Origin of the sequence: Streptomyces sp. NPDC046915, from assembly GCF_040644935.1 — a bacterium.
Lineage (GTDB): Bacteria > Actinomycetota > Actinomycetes > Streptomycetales > Streptomycetaceae > Streptomyces.
Genome location: NZ_JBEYXB010000004.1, coordinates 525,322 through 548,617 on the forward strand (window position 1 = coordinate 525,322; position 23,296 = coordinate 548,617).

15 protein-coding genes are annotated in these 23,296 nt (G+C 71.4%); 14 read left to right on the top strand and 1 reads right to left on the bottom strand.

The window, feature by feature from the left end:
* Positions 1 to 263: 263 nt before the first annotated feature.
* On the bottom strand, positions 264 to 1,697 hold the full coding sequence (locus ABZ915_RS13595) for a DHA2 family efflux MFS transporter permease subunit (protein ID WP_361800739.1): 1,434 nt from the start codon (positions 1,695 to 1,697) through the stop codon (positions 264 to 266).
* Positions 1,698 to 2,102: 405 nt separating this feature from the next.
* Between ABZ915_RS13595 and ABZ915_RS13600 the strand changes: the two genes are divergently transcribed.
* The 14 genes from ABZ915_RS13600 (at position 2,103) to ABZ915_RS13665 (ending at position 23,296) form a co-directional block, all read left to right on the top strand.
* Positions 2,103 to 2,570 (top strand): flavin reductase family protein, encoded by a 468-nt coding sequence (locus tag ABZ915_RS13600; protein WP_361800742.1) that lies wholly within the window; start codon positions 2,103 to 2,105, stop codon positions 2,568 to 2,570.
* A gap of 5 nt (positions 2,571 to 2,575) precedes the next feature.
* On the top strand, positions 2,576 to 3,706 hold the full coding sequence (locus tag ABZ915_RS13605; protein ID WP_361800745.1) for a 50S ribosomal protein L11 methyltransferase: 1,131 nt from the start codon (positions 2,576 to 2,578) through the stop codon (positions 3,704 to 3,706).
* Positions 3,707 to 3,750: 44 nt separating this feature from the next.
* Complete coding sequence (locus ABZ915_RS13610) at positions 3,751 to 4,371, top strand: LmbU family transcriptional regulator (RefSeq protein WP_361800747.1); 621 nt, start codon at positions 3,751 to 3,753, stop codon at positions 4,369 to 4,371.
* A gap of 84 nt (positions 4,372 to 4,455) precedes the next feature.
* Positions 4,456 to 4,668, top strand: coding sequence for an MbtH family NRPS accessory protein (locus tag ABZ915_RS13615; RefSeq protein WP_361800750.1), 213 nt, complete (start codon positions 4,456 to 4,458; stop codon positions 4,666 to 4,668).
* Positions 4,669 to 4,673: 5 nt separating this feature from the next.
* Complete coding sequence (locus ABZ915_RS13620) at positions 4,674 to 12,572, top strand: amino acid adenylation domain-containing protein (RefSeq protein ID WP_361800753.1); 7,899 nt, start codon at positions 4,674 to 4,676, stop codon at positions 12,570 to 12,572.
* A gap of 33 nt (positions 12,573 to 12,605) precedes the next feature.
* A complete protein-coding gene (locus tag ABZ915_RS13625) occupies positions 12,606 to 13,910 on the top strand; it encodes a cupin-like domain-containing protein (RefSeq protein WP_361800756.1) in 1,305 nt (434 codons plus the stop codon).
* On the top strand, positions 13,907 to 14,257 hold the full coding sequence (locus ABZ915_RS13630; protein WP_361800759.1) for a hypothetical protein: 351 nt from the start codon (positions 13,907 to 13,909) through the stop codon (positions 14,255 to 14,257). The genes ABZ915_RS13625 and ABZ915_RS13630 overlap by 4 nt, the downstream gene beginning before the upstream one ends.
* Positions 14,254 to 16,080: an ABC transporter ATP-binding protein gene (locus ABZ915_RS13635; RefSeq protein ID WP_361800762.1), complete on the top strand. Its 1,827-nt coding sequence runs from the start codon at positions 14,254 to 14,256 to the stop codon at positions 16,078 to 16,080. The genes ABZ915_RS13630 and ABZ915_RS13635 overlap by 4 nt, the downstream gene beginning before the upstream one ends.
* Complete coding sequence (locus tag ABZ915_RS13640) at positions 16,077 to 17,924, top strand: ABC transporter ATP-binding protein (RefSeq protein WP_361800765.1); 1,848 nt, start codon at positions 16,077 to 16,079, stop codon at positions 17,922 to 17,924. Before ABZ915_RS13635 ends, ABZ915_RS13640 begins: the two co-directional genes overlap by 4 nt.
* Positions 17,899 to 18,570: a tryptophan 2,3-dioxygenase family protein gene (locus tag ABZ915_RS13645; RefSeq protein WP_361800768.1), complete on the top strand. Its 672-nt coding sequence runs from the start codon at positions 17,899 to 17,901 to the stop codon at positions 18,568 to 18,570. Before ABZ915_RS13640 ends, ABZ915_RS13645 begins: the two co-directional genes overlap by 26 nt.
* Positions 18,567 to 19,895 (top strand): condensation domain-containing protein, encoded by a 1,329-nt coding sequence (locus tag ABZ915_RS13650; RefSeq protein WP_361800771.1) that lies wholly within the window; start codon positions 18,567 to 18,569, stop codon positions 19,893 to 19,895. The genes ABZ915_RS13645 and ABZ915_RS13650 overlap by 4 nt, the downstream gene beginning before the upstream one ends.
* Positions 19,879 to 20,649 carry a hypothetical protein gene (locus ABZ915_RS13655; RefSeq protein WP_361800774.1) on the top strand — a complete coding sequence of 257 codons (771 nt, stop codon included), beginning with the start codon at positions 19,879 to 19,881 and terminating at the stop codon, positions 20,647 to 20,649. Before ABZ915_RS13650 ends, ABZ915_RS13655 begins: the two co-directional genes overlap by 17 nt.
* Before the next feature lie 2 nt (positions 20,650 to 20,651).
* Entirely contained in the window at positions 20,652 to 22,316 is a 1,665-nt protein-coding gene (locus ABZ915_RS13660) for an AMP-binding protein (RefSeq protein WP_361800777.1), read from the top strand.
* Positions 22,313 to 23,296 (top strand): ribonucleotide-diphosphate reductase subunit beta, encoded by a 984-nt coding sequence (locus ABZ915_RS13665; protein WP_361800780.1) that lies wholly within the window; start codon positions 22,313 to 22,315, stop codon positions 23,294 to 23,296. Before ABZ915_RS13660 ends, ABZ915_RS13665 begins: the two co-directional genes overlap by 4 nt.

Sequence of the window (23,296 nt, forward strand, 5' to 3'; positions counted from 1 at the left end):
AGCCGTGGGAGTGGGATGGCCGGGAGCGCGGAGCGCTGCAACCGGTACGGGCGGCCGCCTGCCTGGTGGGGGTGGGAAAGGCAGTGGCGGCTGCGGTCCTTGCGTGAACGTAGCGAACGGCCCGCCTCCAGGTCCAGGAATGTGCCGTCCCACGGAAGCCGCCGAAAACGGCGGCGCCCACGTCGTGAACCCGGGTTCACGACGTGGGCGCCGGCGGGAACGGGACCATGGCCCGGAGGTGTCCGGGCATGCCCCTCGGGTGTCTAGGCGTGCTCCGGTACGGCGACGGCCCTGTTCGCGCGCCGTTCCGCGGCCGTCAGCAGCAGGGTGGGGAGGGTGGCGAGGACGGCCGCGGCCAGCACCCACCAGAAGGCGGTACCGAAGGCGGAGGCCCGCGCCGCCGGGTCGCCCGCGGAGTCCAGCGCGTTCTGCAGGACCACGGCGAACAGCGCTGTGCCGGTCGAGCCGCCGACCCGTTGCAGGATGCCGATCTGGACGGTCGCGTCGTTGACCTTGGCGGGCGGGATGACGCGGTATGCCGCGGTTGTCGCCGGGATGGCGCACGCGCCGATGCCGAAGCCCCGGGCGACCATGGCGACTCCCAGGAACCAGTAGGAGCTGTCCGCCTCGATGACCAGGAAGGGCAGGGTCGCCACCGTGCTCACGACGCCGCCGAGGAAGGCCGTGAGCCCGCTGCCGAGCTTGTCCACCAGCCGGGCGCTGACCATCATCGCGAACCCCGCGCCGATGCCCTGCGGGATGAGCAGCAGTCCCGTCGCCACCGGGTCCTCGCCGCACACCAGTTGGAAGTACAGCGGCATCAGGATGACGGAGCCGAAGACCGCCGAGCCGAGGCAGACATTGGTCAACTGGGCGGCCGAGTACAGCTTGTTGGCGAACAACCGGACATCGACGAGGGGGCGTTCGGTGCGCAGCGCGCGCAGGACGAAGACCGCGATCAGCGCGACGCCCGCGATGACGGAGACCAGCACCTGGGCGGACAGTACGCGGGCCGTCGTACCGATCTCCGCGAGACCGTAGGTGAGGACGGCGAAGCCGAGCGACATCGTCACCAGGCCCGGGACGTCGAGTGGGCCCGCCTGCTGGGCGGAGTCCGCCGGCACCAGCCACTGGGCGAGCGCGACGGTCAGCAGTCCGATCGGCACGTTGATGTAGAAGATCCACTCCCAGCCCGCGTGTTCGACCAGGAGACCGCCCAGCACCGGCCCGAAGACGGGGGCGAGCAGGGTCGGTACGCCACTGACGCTCATGACGCGGGCGATGCGCTCGGGACCCGCGAGGCGCACGGTGATCATCTGGGCGACGGGCAGCGCGAGACCTCCGGCGGCGCCCTGCACGGCGCGGAACGCGATCAGTTCCCCCATGTTGCTGGCGAGTCCGCAGGCCAGGGAGGCGAGCGTGAAGGCGGCGAGGGACAGCACGTAGATCCGCTTCGCCCCGAACCTGGCCGCGGCCCATCCGCTCACCGGGATCACGGCCGCCAGCCCCAGGAGATAGGCCGTGACCAGCCACTGAATCGTGGCCAGCGATGTGTCCATGCTGTCGGACAGCGAGCGCAGCGCCACGTTCACGACCGTGGCGTCGAGGTACGACATGACCGAGCCCAGCACGGTCACCAGGAGAACCCTGCGTAATGCGGGCGGGAACCGGAGGTCGGTGGGGGGAGACGTGCTCATGCGGGATCCGTTTCCTCGGTGGGTGGGTGCTGCGATGAGCGGGGATGCGGCAATGTTTGATTGACAAATCGGGTTTGTCAAGGACACCTTGTCATTTCGGGAGAGGCTCGGACGCGTGCCGGTTCGAGGTTTCGAACCGGCCCGCCGCTGCCTCGATGCCTCGAACGGCCCTTGTTCCAGCCAGATATGACGCCGATTCAGCCAACTTTCGGACGGTTGTGTTTCGGCGGCCCGGGGCGCGGCCTCGGCGCACGTGACGGCCGAGGGCTTGTTCCTTCCCACTCGACATCCGCCGTTGATCTAATCGATTACCTGTCCGGGCTAGTTCAAGGACGGCTCAAGACGGGGGAGTTGACGGTGATTCATCGACGTTCTGATGGACGTTCTGAGGACTTTCGTTCGGGGATGCGCCACCTGGCCGGCGGGGTATGTGTCGTCACCGGCGCCGATGAAAGTGGCGAGCCCTGCGGCCTGACGGCAACGGCCGTCTGCTCTCTCACGGCGGATCCCCCGGCACTCGTCGCGTGCGTCAACAAGGACACGCGTCTGGGCGGTGCGATCCAGAAGGCCCCGGTATTCGCGGTCAATGTGCTGTCTGCCCGTCAGCGGCCGGTCGCCGAGGCCTTCGCCGGACTGATTCCCGGAGTGCGGGGCGAAGCCCGTTTCGCGTATGGCACATGGTGGGAGGAACGCCCGGGTGCTCCCCTGCTCGCGGATTCCCTGGCCGGTTTCGTGTGCGAGCTCGACGAAGTCGTGGACCGCTCCACCCATCTCCTCCTGATCGGTCTTGTCACGGACGTCCGTGTCACAGCGCATGAATCGGGCCCTTTGCTCTATGTGGACCGACAGTTCATCCAGTCAACTCACAGGTGAACCACATGATTCCTTGGACCGATGAACCGACTCCCCGCTCGTCGGCGTTCATGCCGGCGCTCCGTGAACTGGGTGACGTATTACGGAGCCACGGTTTCACCTCGGATTCTGTCGCCGCACTTCTGGGCGCCGCCAATGATTACGACCTCCTGGCCAACTCCGCGCTCTACGCACTGTGGTCACGGGACCGGGCCGACGAACTGGCCGCCACCCCGGTGGGCGTACTCACCGAGTTGTTCGTCAGGAACGCGGAAGTTCCCCGGGGAACCTACGAGCGCCGGATCTCCCGGACCGCGCGCTCCGCATTCGACGCCCTCCGACTCGTTTTCGACGTCGGCGGGAGGATTCGGGCCCGCGCCTCCATCTCGCCGCTCGGCGCATCGTATTACCTCTCGGATCGGCTCTTCGAGTGCCCGGCGGAGTCCGGCGGATATCCGGTCATGGCCAAGAAGCTCCAAGGCCCCTTCGATCCGGTGATGCCGCCGCATGCCAGCACTCTCCGCTTCATGCGACACATCACGCCTCGTGGCGGCCGGCTGCTCGACATCGGAACCGGGTCGGGGGTGCTGGCCCTTGGCCGGGCCCACCGCTACGCGTCCGTGACGGGAGTCGACATCGACCCGCGGGCGGTCGCCTACGCCCGCCTCAACGCGCTCCTCGCCGGGCGCGAGGCGGTCTTCGAAGTGGGGGACTTCCGGGTGGGGCTCGAGGAGTTCGGGCCCGTGGACCATGTGGTCTTCAATGCGCCGGGCCGGGCTTCCGGTGGGGTGAGCGAACCGGACGGTACGCCCCCGCTCCATGCGGAGGGCCTGGTCAAGGACGTCGTCGAGCATCTGCCCAAGGTCCTGGCCGCCCCTGGAGGGCTGGCCGAGGTCCTGATCATCGTCACGGTGCCGCACCGGCTGCCGACGGCGGCCGACGTGGTGGCGGAGTGGACCGGCGACCTGGCCGGCGTCGAGGTGACCGAGGTGGCGGACCCCGCGCTGAGCGTCCCCGCCGACGCCATCGACCGGCTGCGCATCCAGCCGGGATGTCTGCTGGCGGACAGCCGTGAGGAAGCGGAGGCACTGGTGAGGGCGCTCAAGGCGTCCGGTGTTCGTCATGTCGCCCCGGCCGTCCTCGCGATCTCCACCTGACGGACTCCTGTTCCTGTCCAGCATCACCTAACGGGGGATTTCCCATGAGCGTACGACGGCCCGTCAATTCCGCCGTCAAAGTCCAGAAGAAGCGGACCAGTCTCAGCTTTCCCAGGGCCGTTCCCCTGGAGGCCTGGATATCGGTCGGTGTGGAGATATTCTCCGTCGCCGACGCGTCGTCCTGGTGGCTCGGTGACTGGCTCATCTACGGCCAGAACCGGTATCCGGACCGCTACAAGCGGGCAATCGAGGCGAGCTCGCTGCACTACAAGACCCTTCGGAACTACGCATGGGTGGCACGCAAGTTCGACGTGTCCCGTCGACGGGACACACTGAGCATGCAGCACCACGCCGAAGTGGCGGCCCTCTCCGAGGAGGAGCAGGAACTGTGGCTCGACCGTGCCGAGCAGGAGGGCTGGTCGGTCACCGAACTCCGCCGGAATGTCAAGGAAGACAAGGCGACCGGTGACAGAATCCCGGTTCCGGCTCCGTCGACCGTGACTCTCAAGGCGCCGGCCGACCGAATGCGGCGATGGCAGGCGGCGGCCAGCCGATCCGGCACTTCACTGGACGAGTGGATTCAACGAGTGCTCGACAGGGAAGCGGTCGAGCTTCTCCACAACCAAGAACTCGCCGGTGTCGGCCAACGTCACGCGGCCCTCTGAAGCTTGACGGTCGAGATCGGCCATAAATAGCATCCCGCAGTCGCTGGTCACACCCTAATCCGGCATGTGGAACGAGGTATCAGGATGATCGGTGGAGACGAATACTCCGTGGTCGTGAACCATGAAGAGCAGTACTCGATCTGGCTCTCTGGAAATGAATTGCCGAACGGGTGGCGTGATGCGGGATTCCATGGCTCGAAGGAAGACTGCCTCGCCCATATCGAGAACGTTTGGACCGACATAACACCGTTGAGCGTCCGGCAGTCCGTCGCGGCGAGCGCCGCACAGGAGGGCTGACCGCAATGCCGGACCGGTCTCTGCTCCATGAGTTGATTTCCGACCAGGCGCTGCTTTCGCCCGAATCGGTCGCCGTGGTCTCGGGAACAGAACACATCAGCTACGGCGAACTCGACGGACGCGCCGCCCAGCTGGCCCATTTCCTACGGAACCGGGGAGTCGGGCCGGAGACCGTGGTCGGGCTCTGCCTGGAGCGAGGGATCGACCAGGTGGTGGCCCTGCTGGCCATCATGAAGGCGGGCGGCGCCTATCTGCCGCTGGACCCCGCGGATCCGGCGGACCGCGTGGGGTTCATGCTCGCGGACGCGGGCGCGCCCGTCGTCCTGAGCCGGTCCGGTATGACGGACACCCGGGATCACGGCCCCTGGAGCGTGATCCACGTCGACGAGGCCGCCGAGGAGGTCGCGAAGTGCCCCACGGCACCCGTGACCGCCGGTGGTGACGGCGGCAACGCCATCTATCTGATCTACACCTCCGGTTCCACGGGCACCCCCAAGGGCGTCGTCGTCCCGCACCGGGCCGTGGTCAACCTGGCCCTGGCGCAGCGGACCCTGTACCGGCACGGGCCGGGCGAACGGGTGCTCCAGCTCGCCCCCGTGCGGTTCGACGCGAGCGTCTTCGACCTGTGTCTCGCCCTGTGCAACGGCGGAACACTCGTCCTGCTTCCCCCCGGCGCCGTCGGCTCGGGCGTCGACCTGCTGCGCGTACTGGAGGACTACGAGGTCACCACGGCGGCCGTGCTCTCCGCCGCGCTGCAGTCCATGCCGCGGGCCGAACTCCCGCTGCTGCGGCAGCTGATCTCCGGCGGCGAGGCCGTGCCGCCGGAGGTCGCCGGCCACTGGGCGCAGGACCGTGCCTTCTTCAGCGCCTACGGCCCCACCGAGGCCACGGTCATCTGCACCAGCTGCGAGGTGACGCCTCCGGTCCAGGACTATCCCCCGATCGGCCAGGCCCTGCCCGGGACCACCGTCCACGTCCTGGACGAGCGGCTGCGGCCGGTCGAAGCGGGCCGGCGGGGTGAGATATACGTCGGGGGAGCGGGCGTCGCCCGGGGCTACACCGGCCGCCCCGCCCAGACGGCGGACCGCTTCGTACCGGACCCCTTCTCCGCCGAGCCCGGCGCCCGCCTCTACCGCACCGGCGACTTCGGGAGCCGGGCCGAGGACGGCACCGTCACCTTCCTCGGCCGGGTGGACGACCAGGTGAAGATCCGCGGTTTCCGGGTCGAGCTGGGCGAGGTCGAGGCACACGTCCTGGCGCACCCGGACGTACGCGAGGCAGCCGTCACCGCGCGCGAGGACACCCCCGGCGACAAGCGCCTGGTCGCCTACGTGGTGGCAGCCGACGGCGGCTGCACGGAGGCGCGGCTCAGGGCCGGCCTGCGGGAACGGCTGCCCGACTACATGGTGCCGTCGGCGGTGGTGGTCCTCGACCGGCTGCCGAAGACCGCGAGCGGCAAGGTCGACCGCCAGGCCCTGCCCCGGCCGAGCGGCGCCCGCGCCGAAGGCGACGAGGCGTACGCCGCCACCACGACCCCCGTCCAGGAGACCATCGCCGGCATCTGGGCCGAAGTGCTCGGAGTCGAACGGGTCGGTGTCGACGAGGACTTCTACGAGCTGGGCGGCCACTCGCTGCTGGCCGCCCAGGTCATGGCCCGGGTACGGGGGGCGTTCGGGGCGGACCTGCAGATCTCCGCGCTCCTTGAGGGCCCGAGCGTGGGCCGGCTCGCCGCCCGTGTCGAGGCCGCCCGCGGCGGACGCGCGGACGGCTCCGGATCCGTCCGGAACGAGACGGACGGCCCGGTCCGCCGCCACGACGGCGATCTCTCGCGGTACGACGCCCTGCCGCTGTCGTTCGACCAGGAGCGGCTGTGGTACCTGAGCGAACTCGCCCCGGACCAGCCCTTCTACAACGTGGCCCTGGCCTTCCGGCTGCACGGCGCCCTCGACCGGGAGCGGCTCATCGGCGCCCTGAACGCCCTCGCCGAGCGCCACGCCGTCCTGCGCACCTCGTTCGTGCGCGTCGACGGCGTCCCCCACCAGGTGGTGCGCCGGCCGGGCCCCGTCGACCTCGAGACCGTCGACGTCGACGGCATCGACACGGCGCGGGAGACCGCCCGCGCCTGGCTGCTGCACCCGTTCGACCTCGAGAAGGGACAGCTGGTCCGCTACGGACTGCTGAGGCTCGGCCCCGACGAACACGTCCTGCTGTTCGTGGTGCACCACATCGTCGCCGACGGCTGGTCGATGTCCGTCCTGTGCGAAGAACTCTCCGCCCTCTACGCGGGCACCGGACTCCCCGCCCCGGAACTGCAGTTCGCCGACTACGCGCTCTGGCAGCGGGACCGGATGTCGAGCGGTGCGCTGGACGGCCAGCGCGCCTACTGGACGGAGCGCCTCGCCGGGCTCGCCCCGCTGGAACTGCCCACGGACCACGCTCGGCCGGCGGCGCTCAGCTACGCCGGGAACCGGCTGCGGTTCGCGTTGCCGGGCGAGCTCGTGGCAGAGCTCGAAGCCGTGGCCAAACAGTCCTCGGCCACCCTCTTCATGGTGCTGCTCGCCGCCTTCGACGCCCTGCTCAGCCACTGGTCGGGACAGACCGACATCGCCGTCGGCGTCCCCGTGGCCGGGCGCTCGCACCGCAGGCTCGAGTCCCTGATGGGCTTCCTGGTCAACACGGTCGTGCTGCGCTCGTCCTGCGCCGACGACCCCACGCTCGCGGAACTGCTCGGGCGGGTGCGCGCGGACGCCCACGCCGCCTTCGACCACCAGGAACTCCCCTTCGAGAAGCTCGTCGAGGAGCTCGCGCCGGCGCGTGACCTGAGCCGCAACCCGCTCGTGCAGGTGCTCTTCCACGTCGCCGGCGCTCGTGAGGCCGGAGCGGCCGGGATCGACCTGCCGGGCATCGAGGCGGAGCCGTTCGAGGTGGACGTCCTGACGACCCGGCTCGACCTGGAGATGCAGGTGGCCCAGGACTCCACCGGAGTGTGGTCGGGCCAGCTCGTCTACTCCACCGAGCTGTTCGACGAGCCGACCATGCGCCGCCTCTGGTCGCGCTACGTCCGGGTGCTCCGCCAGTTCGCGACCGAACCGGAGCTGCCCCTGTCCCGACTGGACGTCCTCGGGGAGGACGAACGGCACGAGGTCGTCCGCGGGTTCAACGGGACCGAGCGCCCGGTGCCCGAGCTCGTGCTGCACGACCTCGTTGCGGCACAGGCCCGACGCGCCCCCGACGCCGTGGCCGTCGTCTCCCGGGACGCCTCCCTCACCTACGCGGAACTGGACTCCCGGGCCGACAGGCTGGCCTGGACGCTGTACGAACAGGGACTGCGGCCCGACTCCGTGGTGGGTGTGTGCCTGGAACGGGGCATCGACTCGATCGTCGCGCAGCTCGCGGTGCTCAAGGCCGGCGCCGGCTTCCTGCCCCTGTCGCCGGGCGACCCCGCGGACCGGCTCGCGTACATGGCCGGCACGGCGCACGCCTCACTGGTCGTCGCCGCGCCGGGCACCGCCGACGACTGGGCGAAGCAGGCGGGGTGCCAGGTGGTCGACGTCCACGCCGGCGCCCCCCGCCAAGGGCCGCCGCCCGCGGTGACCGGCCCCGACCACTGCGCGTACGTCATCTTCACCTCGGGTTCCACCGGCAGGCCGAAGGGCGTCGTGGTGCCGCACCGCGGCATCGTCAACATCGCCCTCTCCTCCGCCCGTACCTGGGGCGTGACGAGCGGCACCAAGGTCGGCCAAGCCGTCTCGCCCGTCTTCGACGTATCGGTCCTCGACGTCTACGTCGCCCTCACCGCCGGTGCCGAACTGCACCTGGCGACCGCCGACGACACCTCCGGTCCCGGCCTGGAGCGGTTCCTCCGGAACTCCGGCATCGAGGTCATCCAGACCGTGCCCGCGCTGTGGTCCGGGCTCGACCCGGACTCCGGAGTGCGGCTGCGCCGCCTGGTGATCGGAGGCGAGCAGCTGGCCGCGCGGACCATCCACCGCTGGTCGGGCCGGCTGGACGCCGTCCACCACGTCTACGGACTCACCGAGTTGTCGGTCATCTCCACGGAGCGCAGGTACCTCCCCGAGCGGACCGGGGACGTCAGCGGGCCGCTGTCGATCGGCGGGCCCGTCGACAACACCCAGGTCTACCTCCTCGACGAGCGGCTCCAGCCGGTCCCCGTGGGCGCGCGCGGCGAGATGTACGTCGGTGGCGTCGGCGTCGCCCGCGGCTACGCCGGGCAGGGCGCCCTCACCGCCGAGCGCTTCGTACCCGACCCGTTCGCGCGCCGGCCCGGCGCCCGGCTCTACCGCACGGGCGACTACGGCCGGTGGAACGCCGACGGCACTCTGGAGTTCCTCGGCCGGGCCGACGACCAGGTGAAGATCCGCGGCTTCCGCGTCGAACTCGGCGAGGTCGAGGCCCAGTTGCTCGCCCATCCCGGGATCCGCGAGACCGCGGTGACCGCTCGGGAGGACACTCCGGGCGACCGGCGCCTCGTCGCCCACGTCGTCCCCTCGGCAGCCCCCGTTCCCGAGGCGGAGCTGCGCGCGCACGTCCGTGAGCGGCTGCCGCACTACATGGTCCCGTCCGCGTTCGTCACCCTGACGGAGCTGCCGAAGACCACGAGCGGAAAGGCCGACCGGCGGAACCTGCCCGCGCCCGCCGCCGGCCCCGCACCCACCACGACGGCCCCGGACGCCCCCGGGACCGGGTCCGCGGTGGCCGAGGTGGTGGCCGGGATGTGGGCCGAGGTGCTGGGGGTGGAGTCGGTCGGGGCGGAGGACAACTTCTTCGACCTGGGTGGGCATTCGTTGCTGGCGGCGCAGGTGGTGTCGCGGTTGCGGAGTGTGTTCGGGGTGGAGCTGGAGCTGTCGGCCCTGCTGGAGAGCCCGACGCTGGCGGAGCTCGCCGAGCGTGTGGTGGCCGCGGGGGGCGAGGTGGCGCCGGCTGCCGGGTCCGCGGTGGCCGAGGTGGTGGCCGGGATGTGGGCCGAGGTGCTGGGGGTGGAGTCGGTCGGGGCGGAGGACAACTTCTTCGACCTGGGTGGGCATTCGTTGCTGGCGGCGCAGGTGGTGTCGCGGTTGCGGAGTGTGTTCGGGGTGGAGCTGGAGCTGTCGGCCCTGCTGGAGAGCCCGACGCTGGCGGAGCTCGCCGAGCGCGTGGAGGCCGCCGGAGGCCGGGCGCAGGGCGACGGGCCGGCCCGGATCTTCCACGGCGACCTCGTCGGACGCACCGACCTGCCGATGTCCTTCGGCCAGGAACGCCTGTGGTTCCTCGGCGAACTCGCCCCCGACCAGCCCTTCTACAACGTGGCCCTCGGCTTCGGGCTGCGCGGCCCCGTCGACGTGGCCCGGCTCTCCCGGGCACTGAGCGCCGTCGTGGAACGGCACACCGTACTGCGGACCACGTTCGCTCGCGTGGCGGGCGCACCGCGCCAGCTGGTGCACGACGCCGTCCCGGTCGACGTGCCGGTGATCGACGTCACCGGACCCGAGGAAGCACGTACGCTCGGAGAGCGGTTCGGGCGGACCCTCTTCGACCTCGGCGCCGACCAGCTCCTGCGGGCGCGGCTGTACCGGATCGCCGCCGAGGACCACGTACTCGTCATCGCCTCCCACCACATCGCGGCCGACGGCTGGTCCCTGTCGGTGCTGTGCGAGGAACTCGAGACGCTGTACGCCGGCGGCGAAGCCCGCGTCCTCGACGTCCAGTTCGCCGACGTCGCCGAATGGCAGCGACGCCGACTGCGTGGCCCGGTGCTGGAGGAGCTCGGCTCCTACTGGAAGGAACGGCTCGCCGGCCTGCGGCCACTGGAACTGCCCATCGACCGTCCCCGGCCGCAGACCCTCAGCTACGTGGGCCACCGGCTCGACTTCACCCTGCCGGCCGACCTCGTCACGGCGCTCGAAGGAGTCGCGAAGCGTGGCTCGGCGACCCTGTTCATGGTGTTCCTCGCGGCCTTCGACGCGCTCCTGAGCCTCTGGTCCGGCACGCCGGACGTGTCCGTGGGCGTGCCGGTGGCGGGCCGGTCGTACCGCGAACTGGAGCACCTCATCGGGTTCTTCGCCAACTGGCTGGTGCTGCGCACCGACTGCGGCGGCGACCCGTCGTACCTCGACCTGCTCGCCCGGGTGCGCGAGGGCGTGCACGACGCCCTCGACCACGAGGACCTCCCCTTCGAGAAGCTCGTCGAGGAACTCGCACCGGTCCGCGACCTCAGCCGCAACCCGCTGATCCAGGTGCTCTTCCAGGTGGTCCAGCCGACCGACTCCGGCTCGGCCGCCGCCGCCCGGCTCGGCCTCGACGGCGTCCGGGTGGACCCCTTCCACCTCGACCTGGTCACGACCCGGGCCGACCTGGAACTGCACCTCATCGAGGAGGACGGCGACGACTGGCACGGCCTCGTGGTCTACTCCGCGGACCTCTTCGACGAGGTGACGATGCGCCGTCTGTGGGACCGGTACCTGTTGGTCCTGCGGCAGATCGTGCAGGACCCCACGGTGCCGCTGTCCCGTCTGGACCTGCTGACGGAGGAGGAACGGCGCCTGGTCCTGCACGAGTTCGGCCGGCCCCGGACGAACACCCCGGTGCCCCTGGTGCACGAGCGGATCGCGGACCGCGCCGCCCGCACACCCGACGCACTCGCCGTGGTGGCCGGCGGGGAGAGCCTCACCTACGGCGAACTCCTCGACCGGGCCGGCCGTCTCGCGGCGGCGCTGCGCGCACACGGCGTCGGCCCGGACACCCCGGTCGGTGTCGTCGCCGAGCCGTCACCCGACACGGTCGCCGCCCAGCTGGCGGTGCTCCTGGCCGGCGGAGCGGTGGTGCCGCTCGACCCCGCCCTGACCCCGCGGCGGCGCGAGCAGATCATGCGGGACGCCGGTGCCGAGGCACTCGTCGCCGCTCCCTCCGCCGGCCCCGACGGACCCTGGACGCGGATCGACGCGGACCCGCACGGGGGCGACCGGCGCCCCGAGGCGACCGTGGTCCGGGAGAACGCCGCGTACACCGGCATCAAGCGCGGCGCCAGGCGGACCCCGCTGTCGCACGGCGCGCTCGTCGCCGTGGTCGACGACTGTCTGAACGCCTACGCGGTGACGTCCGGCGACCGCTGGGCGCTGCTGCCCGGAGCCCTGCACGAAGAGGCCGGCCGGCACCTGTGGACCGCCCTCGCCGCGGGCGCCACCGCGGTGATCGCACCGCCCGACGTCGTGCTGACCCCCGAGGACACCGGCGCGTGGCTGGCCGGTCAGGGCGTCACGGTGGCCGCGCTCGACCCGGCGTCGGCCGACGCACTGCGCTACGGCGCGCACGCCACGGGCACGGCACTGCGCCTGCTGATCACGAGCGGCGACCGTACGGCCGCGCCCTCCACGTCGTCCACGTCGTCCACGTCGTCCCCGTCGTCCACGCGGGTCTCCTTCGACGTCGCCCTGGACTACCGGCCCGGCGACATCGGGCTGGTCAGCGTCGACGGCAGGCCGGTCGGCGACCTGCGGATCCAGGTCCTCGACGCGGCCCTGGAACCCGTACCGATCGGAACCACCGGGCAGGTGTACGTCAGCGGTCCCGGCGTCGCCGACGCTCACCCGGGCCGGCCCACGGGCGACCGCGGCCGCTGGAACAACGACGGCACACTGACGGTCGTCGCCGCTGTCGCACCTCGTGCGACCGCGGCCCGCAACCGGATCCAGGAGACCGTGGCCGAGGTCTGGGCCGAAGTGCTGGGGCGCGGCCCCGTGGGCATCTACGAGGACTTCTACGCCCTCGGCGGCGACGAGGAGCGGGCGGCCGCCATCTCCACCAGGCTCACCGCCCGGCTGGGACTGCCCATCGAGCCACGCATCGTTCTGGAACGCCGGACCATCGCCGAGTTCACGGCCGACGCGCGCGTCAGGGCCGGGGCGTAGCACGCCCGCGGGCCCCAGGAAGGAAGAGCACCAATGCCGAAATTCGAGATCGCCGAGATATCCGCCGCGGACACCGACGGCTTCTGGGAACGCTTCGTGCTGCCGCGCAAGCCCGTCGTGATCCGCGGTATCTACGCCGACCAGCCGATCGCCGAGGCGGCGACGCCCGACGGGGCACGCCGGCTGCTGGGCTCCATGCCGGTCCTCGTGCAGGACGAGTACACCCGCCAGATCGACTACACCCGCAAGGAGTTCGTCGAGACGCGGCAGAAGGCCCCGGACCCGGTTCTCGGCACCCTCGCCGAATACCTGGACGACTACGGCGCCCAGGAGAAGAGCCGCAAGGTGGTGACGGAGTGGGATCTGCCCACCGATCTGCTGCAGAGCTTCACCCTGCCCGACTTCTGCCGTCCCACGACCCCGCACCACAGCCTCTACCTGCACTCCTTCATCGCCGGCCCGCAGAACTGGGCCCACCTGCACTTCGACATGGACCAGCGGCACGTCCTGCTCGCCCAGGTCTTCGGCAGCAAGGGCGTGGCCCTCTTCCCGCCCTCCTCGTCCCCCTGGCTGCACCCCTTCGGGAACTTCGGCTCCGTCTCCCTCCAGGTCATGGCCCCCGAGGAGCGCCGGGAGTTCATCGAGCTCGCGGGGGGCGCCTACGCGGTCATCCACCCGACCGACGCCATCTACATCCCGCCGCTGCTCTGGCACTACCTGGACTACCTGGACCTCGGTGCGTCCTTCAACGTGCGCTTCGGCCGCAACCCCTACAGCAAGTTCCTGTCCGTGGAGAACTTCCTCGCCGACCAGTACCTCCAGGCCGTGGCCGAACCCTTCGCCGGCATCGCCCCGGGCGCCGGGCCGGACGCGGCGCAGCTGGAGGTCCTCGACGAGGTCGTCGAGGCGTTCAACCGGGACCACGACTCCCGTCACGACAAGTACCGGGCGATGCGCCAGGTGTTCCGCGACATCCACCAGAGGCAGGGCCTGACCCCCGAGCTGCCCCTGTTCCTGTTCCCGCTCGACGACGAGACCGACTACTACGACCAGATGCGGCTCAACAACAACTTCCTCTACCGGCCGGGCGTGCGTACGTCGCTGGAGGCCATCACCACCCCCGAACCGTCCGCCACCCCGGCGCAACTGGCCTCGCTGGACAAGGCCGTCGCCGGCAAGGGCTACCCGAAGCCGCTGCTCGAGAAGGTGCTGTTCAACAAGTTCGGCCGGACCTCACTCGCCGACCTCAACCGCGAGGAGGCCGCACGCCTGCTCGCCTTCCTGCGCTCACCGTCCGGGTCCGTTCCCGCGGTGGCCACGACCCCGCAAGGAGCATGATGCCCGCCATCGGTACCGACGCCCTGCGTGAATGCGTCCGCGAGGTCGTGCTCCGGCTGGCCCCCGACCGCCCGGAGACCACGACCTCGAAGCAGCTGTTGTCGGAGGACCTGGGCTACGACTCCCTGGCCCTCGCGGAGCTGGCCTTCGCCCTGGAGGAGATCTTCCGGCTCCCGCCGCTGCCCGGGGAGGAGACCGCCGACATCCACAGCGTGGCCGACGTCGAACTCCTCGTCACCGGCCTGGCCGAGCGCACGGGGACGACGTTCGAGGAGGAACAACTGCGCAAGTCCATCGCCCACCTGAGTGAGCAGCACGCCCAGGCCGGGGAGCAGGACGTCACGTGAACCGCACCCATCGGCGCAACCGACGGGATCTCATCGGGCTGGCGTGGCGGTCGGGACGGGGGAACACGGCCCTGCTGTTCGCGACCATCCTGGTCGGCGGAGTGGGACCCGCCGTCTTCATGCTGCTCGTCGGCGTCACGGTCGGCCGGCTGCCGGAGGCGACGCGGCTCGGCGTCGACGACGGGGCCGGCCGGGTCGCTGGTCCCCTCGCCGCCGCCGGTGTGGTCTTCCTCGTCACCCAGGTGGCCGGCCGGATCCGCTTCACGGTCGGCGAGATCCTCGGCCAGCGGATCGAGATCACCCTGCGGGAACGGGCCATGCGGGCCTGCTCGATCGACGACGGCCTCGACCACCTCCAGGACGACGGGACACGCGACGACCTGGCGATCCTCTCCGGCGCCGCCGGCGGACTGCCCCTGGAGCGGGCCGTGGCGGGTCTCGCCGAGGTCACCGCCGCCCTGGTCGGCGCCCTCGGCCCGCTGCTGCTGCTGATGTTCTTCCACGTCTGGGCCGGGGCCGCGGTCGCGGCGGCCTGGTTCGCCGTACGGCTCGTCGCCGGCCGCGAGAACGGCAAACGGCTGGAACTCCTCTTCGGGCAGGCCCACGTCATGCGCCGGGCCGAGTACTTCCGCAAACTCGCCGTGCAGGCCGCCGCGGCCAAGGAGATCAGGGTCTTCGGGCTGCGCGAGTGGGTGCTGGCCCGGCTGGACCGGGAATGGCTGACCGCGATCCGGCCCACCTGGGAGCGGCGCCGCCCCAGCGACGCCAAGATCGTGCTGCTCAGCTGTGCGCTGGTCGCGGTGTACGGCCTGGTCTTCTGGAAGCTCGTCGACGACGGCGTCCACGGTGCCCTGGACACCGGCGCGTTCGCCGTCTTCCTGCAGGCGCTCATCGGCGCGTCAGCGGTCTCCGGCGGCACGGCCGCGTTCGGACTGGACGTCGCGCTGGCCCCCGTGGCCGCCGTACGCCGGCTGGAGGAGCGCAAGGCCGCGCACCGCGGCGCACCGGACCCGGCCGTACGCACAGCGGCCGGCCTGCCCGCCCACCGTCTGGAGGTCACCGACGTCACCTTCGCCTACGACGAGAAGCGGACCGTACTCGACGGCGTGTCGTTCAGCGTCGGGGCCGGCGAATCCGTGGCCCTGGTGGGCGAGAACGGCGCCGGGAAGACCACGCTGCTCAAGCTGCTCGCGGGACTGCTGGAGGCGACCTCGGGCCGCATCACGGCCGACGGCATCCCCCTGCGGGAACTGGGCCGCGCCGACTGGCGACGGCAACTCGCCATGGTCTTCCAGGACTTCGCCAGGCTTCCGCTCACCGTCGCCGAGAACGTGCACGTGCTGCGGGCGGACCGTGACGACGAACAGACACGCAAGACCGTCCTCGCCTGCCTCGAACGGGTCGGGCTCGGCGAACGGGTGGAGAGGCTGCCGCACGGCGCCGACACCGTCCTCGGCGCCCGCCTGCCCGGCGGGGTCGACTTCTCCGGAGGTGAGTGGCAGCGCCTCGCCCTCGCCCGCGCGTTCTTCACCCTCCACCAGGGGGCCCGGGTGCTGATGGTCGACGAACCGACCGCCAGCATCGACCCCTCCGCCGAGACCGAGTTCTTCGACCGGCTGCTCGACGAGACCGAAGGAATGATCCGGATCGTCGTCTCGCACCGCTTCAACACCGTCCGCCGGGTCGACCGGATCGTCGTACTGGAACGGGGGCGGATCGTCGCGTCCGGCTCGCACGACGAACTGATGCGCGAGGACGGGCTGTACCGGCGGATGTTCCTCGCCCAGGCCGCACCGTTCACCGAGCAGGGAGGAGTGCGATGACCCCGGACAACCGGCGCGGCACCGTCGCCATGGCACGCCTCGCGCTGCGCACCGACCCGGTACGGACCGTGGGCGCGGTGGTCATGACGCTGGCCATATCGGCCCACCCCGTACTCGTGGCCCTGCTGATCGGACGGCTCACCGACACCGTGGTGGCCGGCGACGCCGACGCGGCGCTCGCCTGGGGCATGGCGCTCGCGGGCGCCGTCGCGAGCTGGCTGGCCCTGCTGTGGTACACGTTCGGGCTGCGCACCGTCCTGGAGGAACGCGTCAGGCACGCGGTGGAGATGGACATCGCCGCGATGAGCATGGCCCCGTGGAGCGTCGCGCACCACGAGGACCCCGAGATCGCGGAGGAACTCGCGCTCGTCGAGCGGGACGTCAACCGGCTCGCCCAGGTGGTCATCTTCCTGCTGACCCTGATGGGGGCGCTGGGCCAGCTGCTCTTCGCCGTGTTCGTCCTGGCCGACGTGCACCCCGCCCTGCTGCTGCTTCCCGTCCTAGGCCTCGTCCCGGTCCGGGCCGGCCGCCGCGGGGACCGCTGGCGGCAGGCGTCCCTGGAACGGGCCACGCCCGAGGACAACCTGGCGCGTGAGCTGTACTCCGTGCTGTGCGACGCCGGGCACGCGCAGGAACTGTCCGTGCTCGGCGCGCAGGAGCCGATGCTCGCGCGGCACCGCCGGCTCTCCGACGCGGCCCAGGACGAGCGCGAACGCGGCGCCCACCGCTCCTTCCGCGCCCAGGCCGACGCCACGGTGCTCTTCGCCGCCGCCTACGTCGCGGCCGTGTCCGTCGCGGTTCTCGCCGCCGTGGCGGGACACGCGGGCATCGGGGAGGTCCTGCTCACCGCGACGCTGGCCGCGCAGGTGACCGGGCAGGTGACCATGGCCACCGACGCGGTGACCCAGCTCGTGCGGGCCCGGGCGACCGCCGACCGTTATCTGCGGATCGCGGAGCTCGCCTCGTCCTCCTCCAAAGGCGGGCGGGCACCCGGGGAATCCGGCGGCGGACTGGCCCTGCGGGACGTCACCTTCACCTACCGCGGTGCCGTTTCCCCGGCCCTCAGGGGCATCGACCTGGACGTGCCGGGCGGCCGGACGATCGCCGTCGTCGGGGAGAACGGGGCGGGCAAGACCACCCTGGCCAAACTCCTGTGCCGCCTGTACGCGCCGACGGGCGGCTCGATCACCTGGCACGGCGTGGACCTCGCCGAACTGGATCCCGACGCCTGGCGCGACGGCGTGTCGGCCGCCTACCAGGACTTCGTACGGTTCGAGACCGAGGCGGGCCAGACCGTGGGCCTCGGCGACCTGCCCCGCCTCGACGACGCCGACGCCGTACGCGGCGCCCTGGCCCGGGCCGACGGACAGGGCCTCGAACAGGCGCTGCCCGCCGGACTGCGGACCCCGTTGGGGCGCTCCCACCCGGACGGTACCGAGCTGTCGACGGGGCAGTGGCAGAAACTCGCGGTGGCCCGCTCGATGATGCGGCGGACACCACACCTGCTCGTCCTCGACGAACCCACCGCCTCACTCGACGCCGAGACCGAGTACCGGCTCTTCCGGCACTACGCCGAGGCCGCCCGCAGCGTCACCGCGGACGGCCGGGGAGTCGTCGTGGTCATCACCCACCGCCTCGGCTCGGTGCGCTTCGCCGACCGCATCGTGGTCATGGACCGGGGCCGGATCGTCGAGTCGGGCTCCCACCCGGAGCTGATGGCGGCCGGCGGCCGCTACGCCGAGCTCTACCGGGCGCAGGCCGACGCCTACGCGACCGAAGCAACCCCAGCAGCGGACCAGAAGGAGACCGGTGACAGTGGTGAGCACACCCCCCAGCCCCTATGAGGAGTACATCCGGGTCGGAGAGCTGCTCGCACTCCACTCGCCCCGCACCGAACACCCCGCCGAGGACATGTTCGTCGCCGTCCACCAGGTGTCCGAACTGTGGCTGGCGGCCCTCCTCAGGGAGACCCGCGCGGCAGGACGCCTGTTCGCGGACGAGGACACCGCCGAGGCGGCACGCCGGCTGCGCACCGCGACGGACGTGCTGGGCCAGCTCTCCGGCGCGCTCAACATGCTCTGCGGAATGCTGCCCACCGAGTTCGCGGCCTTCCGTCCGGCTCTCGGCACGGCCTCGGCCGTGCAGTCGCGACAGTACGTCGAGTTCGTCCACGCCTGCCGCGGCCCGGGCCGGTCCCTGTGGAAGGAGTTCGCGGACCTGGCGGACAAACGGGGCGGCCTGACGAAGGTGTACGACACTCCGGACATCGGTGTCCGCGAGGCGGCGGAGCTGCTGGTCGACCTGGACGACCGGCATTTCGAGTGGATGACCTGCCACTGGCGCCTGGTGCGCCGGCAGATCGGCGCCGCCGCCGGCACCGGCGGACGCTCCGCCGACTATCTGCGGGACCAGCTGGACCAGCGGCTGTTCCCCGAACTCATAGAGATCCGGCCGGAGTTCCACGCCACCGAGGAGGTGCCCGGTCGGTGACCCGCACCAGCGACCTGCTCGGCCACGCCACCGGCCGGACGCGGGCCCCCGCCTCGTACGAACAGGAATGGATGCTCTTCCTGTCGAGGATGCGCCGCACCGGCACCTTCAACATGCCGCGCCTGTACGAGATCGGCCCCGCGACCTCGGCCGACGAGATCGGCGCGGCCGTCGCACGCGTCGTGGCGCGCAGCCCCCTGCTCCGCGCCCGGATCCGGCGCCAGGACGGGCGGTTCGTGCAGGTGGTGGACGAGACCGCGGAACCGCTCACCGAACGGCTCGGCGGGGGCGATCCCGTGGCGCTGCTCGGCGAGTTCGTGCGCCGGCCCCTCGACCCGCACCACGGCCCCGTCTTCGCGAGCGCCCTGGCACCCCTGCCCGACGGCGGGCACGCTTTCGCGACCGTCGTCCACCACACCGTCGCCGACGCGGTCACCCTCGACGAGATCGAACGCCGCATCGAGCTGGAACTCGACGGCAGGGGCGACGAGTACGGCGAGCGCGTCGGCTACCTCGACTACGCGGCCTGGCAGCACGACACGTACGGCGACGCACTGGACGCCCTCGTCGACGAGTCGGTCATCGCCCTGAAGGACGCCCGGCCGAACGAACTGCCCGGCGTCGCACCCCGCTCCCGGGCCCCCGGATCCGGACTCGCCGCCTCCTTCGGCCTGGACCGGGTCTCCGACGGCGCCCTGCGGTCGCTGCTCACCGAGGAGCGCGCCAGCCCCTTCATGGCCGGCCTGTCCGCCCTGTCGATCGCCCTGCGGAGTCTGTCGGGCCAGTCCACGGCGCTGATCGCGATCGAGGTCTCCACCCGGCGGCTCAGGCCGCTCACGGACACCCTGGGCCCCTTCATCAGCACCGTGCCCGTGGTCCTGGGCGCCGCGGACAGCTTCCGCGAGGTGCTGCGCGCCACCCGCGAGACCACCCTGCGCTCCCTGGAGCTGGCCCGGATCCCCTACCACCGGCTGCTCGCCCGGCCCGAACTGCGCGGGCTGCGACGCGGCAGCGCAGGGGCGGTCGACGTGGTGTACCAGACCTTTCACGAGCAGGACGCGCCGGCCGGCGGCCGGCTGCACCGGATGCCGTACGGCATGGAGGGCGCGGGCTTCACCGCCGACCTGCACGTCTCGGTGCACGAGTCACCCGGACACAGACGGCTCGGCATCGGCCATTCCCCCCGCGTGCCGTCCGACACCGTCGCGGAACTCGCGCGGCGGTTCGAACTCGCCCTCTCCCACGGCGTGTCCCACCCGGACGCGCCCCTCAACAGACGGTCGATCGACGAAAGAGGCTCCAGGCACCATGACAGTGGCGAATGAGGCGGTCCGGACCGCCGAAGACCGTGACACGGGCTCGGCCCTGTGGAAGCTCTCCGTCGGGGCCACGGTCGGGGCACTGGCGGGACTCCTGGTCGGTGGCGTCGGCGGACGCCTGGTGATGTTCGCCCTGCGCTTCACGTCCCCCGACTCCTCGATGGGCAAGACGACCGACGCCAAATCCACCATCGGGGAGTGGAGCCTGAAGACCTTCGGGCTCCTCGAGACCGGTATCGCCATGGGCCTCCAGGTCGGGGCCCTGTACATCCTGGTGCGCCCGTGGCTGAACAAGGGGCACCGGCCGCTGAAGACCTGCCTCTTCGGGGCCACCGCCGGCGGGGTGCTGTTCATCCACCCCGACGGCGTCGACTACTACGCGGTCAAGCCGCTCTGGCTGACCGTCCCGACGTTCATCCTGCTGTCCGCCGGCTTCGGCTACCTGCTCAGCCTGTGGACCGAGCGCGCGCTCGACGCGGAACTGCTCCGGAACGCACCCTCCTGGCAGTTGTGGATCCCCATCGTGGTGACCGCACCGGCGGTGGTCCACGTCAGCCTGCTGCCGCCCCTGGTCCTGCTGGTGGTCGCGGCACTGCTGGCCACCTTCGCCCAAGGCCGGATGCGGGCGGTGGTGAGCGGCTGGCGCGGACCGGTGACCAGCTGGATCGGATCCCGCCTGCTCTTCCTGCTGGCACTCGCCAACGTCGTCCTCATCGTGCGTGCCGTCACCGAGATAGCGAACAAGAGTCAAGGGAGCTGACCATGGAGACAAGCGACGTGACGGTGCCCGGGCTGCTCGACTGGCTCGACGCACCCCGTGCGGACCGCGGCATCAACACCCTGGACCTGGCGGGGGAGTGGCAGTACATGCCGTACCCCGAACTCGCGGAGCGCACCAGGGCGGCGGCCGCCGAGCTGACCGCCGCCGGTGTGCGGCCCGGCGACGTGGTCTCGATCATCCACCGCAACGGCCCCGGGTTCGTGACCGCGTTCTTCGGCGCGCTGGCCGCCGGGGCCACCCCCTCTCCCGTGGTGCCCCCGACCCTGTTCCAGGACCGGACCTCGTACAGCCGCCACATGGGCGCGATCCTCGGCCTGGCCGCCCCTCGCGTGGTCGTCGTGGAGACGGAACTGGCCGAGCAGCTCGGGCCGGCGCTGAGCGAGCACGGCCACCGCCCCCTGACGCTCGGCACGGCCGTCGAGCCGGCGCCGCCGGCCCGGCGCGCGGCCCGGCCGCACACCGCACTCCTGCAGTTCACCTCGGGCTCGTCCGCCACGCCCAAGGGCGTCGTCGTCTCCTGGGAGGCGCTTCAGGCGCAGATCGGGCTGCTCGTCAGGTGGCTGGGTTTCCACTCGGGCAACGCCTGCGGAACCTGGCTGCCGATCCACCACGACATGGGCCTCGTGGGCATGGTGCTGCCGAGCGTGGTGACCCAGTCCAACCTGTGGGTGATGCAGCCCGACCAGTTCATCACCGGTGCGAGCCGGTGGCTGCGGCTGCTCGGCAGCGGCGCCGTGCAGATCACCGCCGTACCGCCGTTCTCCCTGAAGCACATGCTGCGCCGGGTCCGCGACGAGGATCTGGCCGGCTGCGACTTCTCCCGGGTGCGGGTCAACGTGGTCGGTGCCGAGCCCATCGACAGCCGCGTGCTGGACGCCTTCACCCGACGACTGGCCCCGTTCGGCTGGCCCACCGGAGCCCTGGTGCCCGCCTACGGGCTCGCCGAGGCCACCCTCGCGGTGACCGGCAAGGACCTCGACGTACCCACCGACCACGTACGGGTGGACCGCGGCCGCCTGCGGCTGGGCGAGAAGGTGGTGGTCGACTCCGGCGAGGTCCCGGTCGACGAACCACTCGAACTGGCCGCCAGCGGCAGCGTGCTGCCCGGCGTCACCGTCGACGTCCGGGACGAGGCGGGTGACCCCGTGCCGGAGGGCGTGCTCGGCGAGATCGTGGTCGGCGGCAGCTCGCTCGCGGACGGCTACCGCGGACACGAGCCGTGGCCCGGCGAATTCGTCACCGGGGACGCCGGGTTCTTCTGGCAGCGACGGCTGTACGTGCTGGGCCGGCTCGGGGACAGCCTGAAGGTACGGGGCGTCCAGCTGTTCGCCGAGGACCTCGAGAACGCGCTCGGCAAGGCCGAGGCCCTGCGGCAGGCACGCTACGCGGTCGTGCTCGGCACCCTCGAAGGGCAGGACACCGTCGCCGCCCTGGTGGTGAAGCAGCCCGGGGAGTGGAGCGCCGAGGTCTTCCACGAACTCGGCCGGCAGGCACGCGGACTGCGCGTCGTCGTCGCCGCGGTCAATCGCGGCGCCGTCCGCCGCACCTCCAGCGGAAAGCCCAAGCGACGGGCCATGTTCGAACAGCTGATGACCGGAACCATCGATGGAGTCGTGGTGCACGACTCCGCCAAGGAGGAGTCGTGACCACCGACGCAGTGGTGCTGACGGAGATGGAGGCGGACGAGGAACGTGTCATCTCGCCGGCCGAGCTCTTCCGCAAGTGGGAGCACGGGCAGTGGCGGCTGACGGAACTCCCCATCGCCTCGGACGCCGCCGACTGGGCCGCCATGCGCCCCTACGGCCGCCGCGAACTCGAGTCGATGATCGAGGGATTCGTCCTGGGCGAGGCCGCCGTCAGCAACACCCTCTCACCGCTCGCCGACGCCGCCCCCAGCCTGGACGCGCAGCAGTACCTGTGCACCCAGATAGCCGACGAGGCGCGGCACACACGGTTCTTCGCCACGTACCTCCAAGAGATGAGGACGTCCGCGCCCGCCCACGAGAAGGTCATCGCGGACGCCCGGGCCTCGGCCGGCGAGGCGGTCTCGACGATCTTCGACGACGAGCTGAAGGCCCGTACCGACCATGTGCGCTTCCACCCCGAGGACACCCGGGCCTGGTACGAGGCGGTGACGTACTACCACCTCATGGCGGAGGGCGTGCTCGCGATGTCCGTCCTCGGCGCCATGCTCTCCATGGTCCGGCAACTGCGCGGCAGCCTCCCGGTGCTCAACACGGGTCTGCGCAACGTGATCCGGGACGAGTCCCGGCACATGGCCTTCGGGATGTACGCGGCACGGGAAGGTGTGCGCACGGGCCACGGCAGCGCGGTCCTGAGCACCATGATGGAGGCGATTCCCCAGGTCACCATGGCGCTGGTGGCTCCCGAGCGGAAACTTCCGGGGTCCTCGATCCCGCCGCTGCGGGCGGCCCTCGGCAAGCAGCACGCGCACCGCTACTCCGGCGCGCGGCGGACCCTGCTGCGCCGCATGGAGCTGATCGGCCTTCAGGACCGCACCGGGGACGCCGGGCGGGCCTGGGACACGGGCATGGCCGCGGCGATGGCCGAGTACGAGCGCCGGCACGGCGGCCCGCACCCGGCCGGGGAGGTCCCGGCCGGGTGA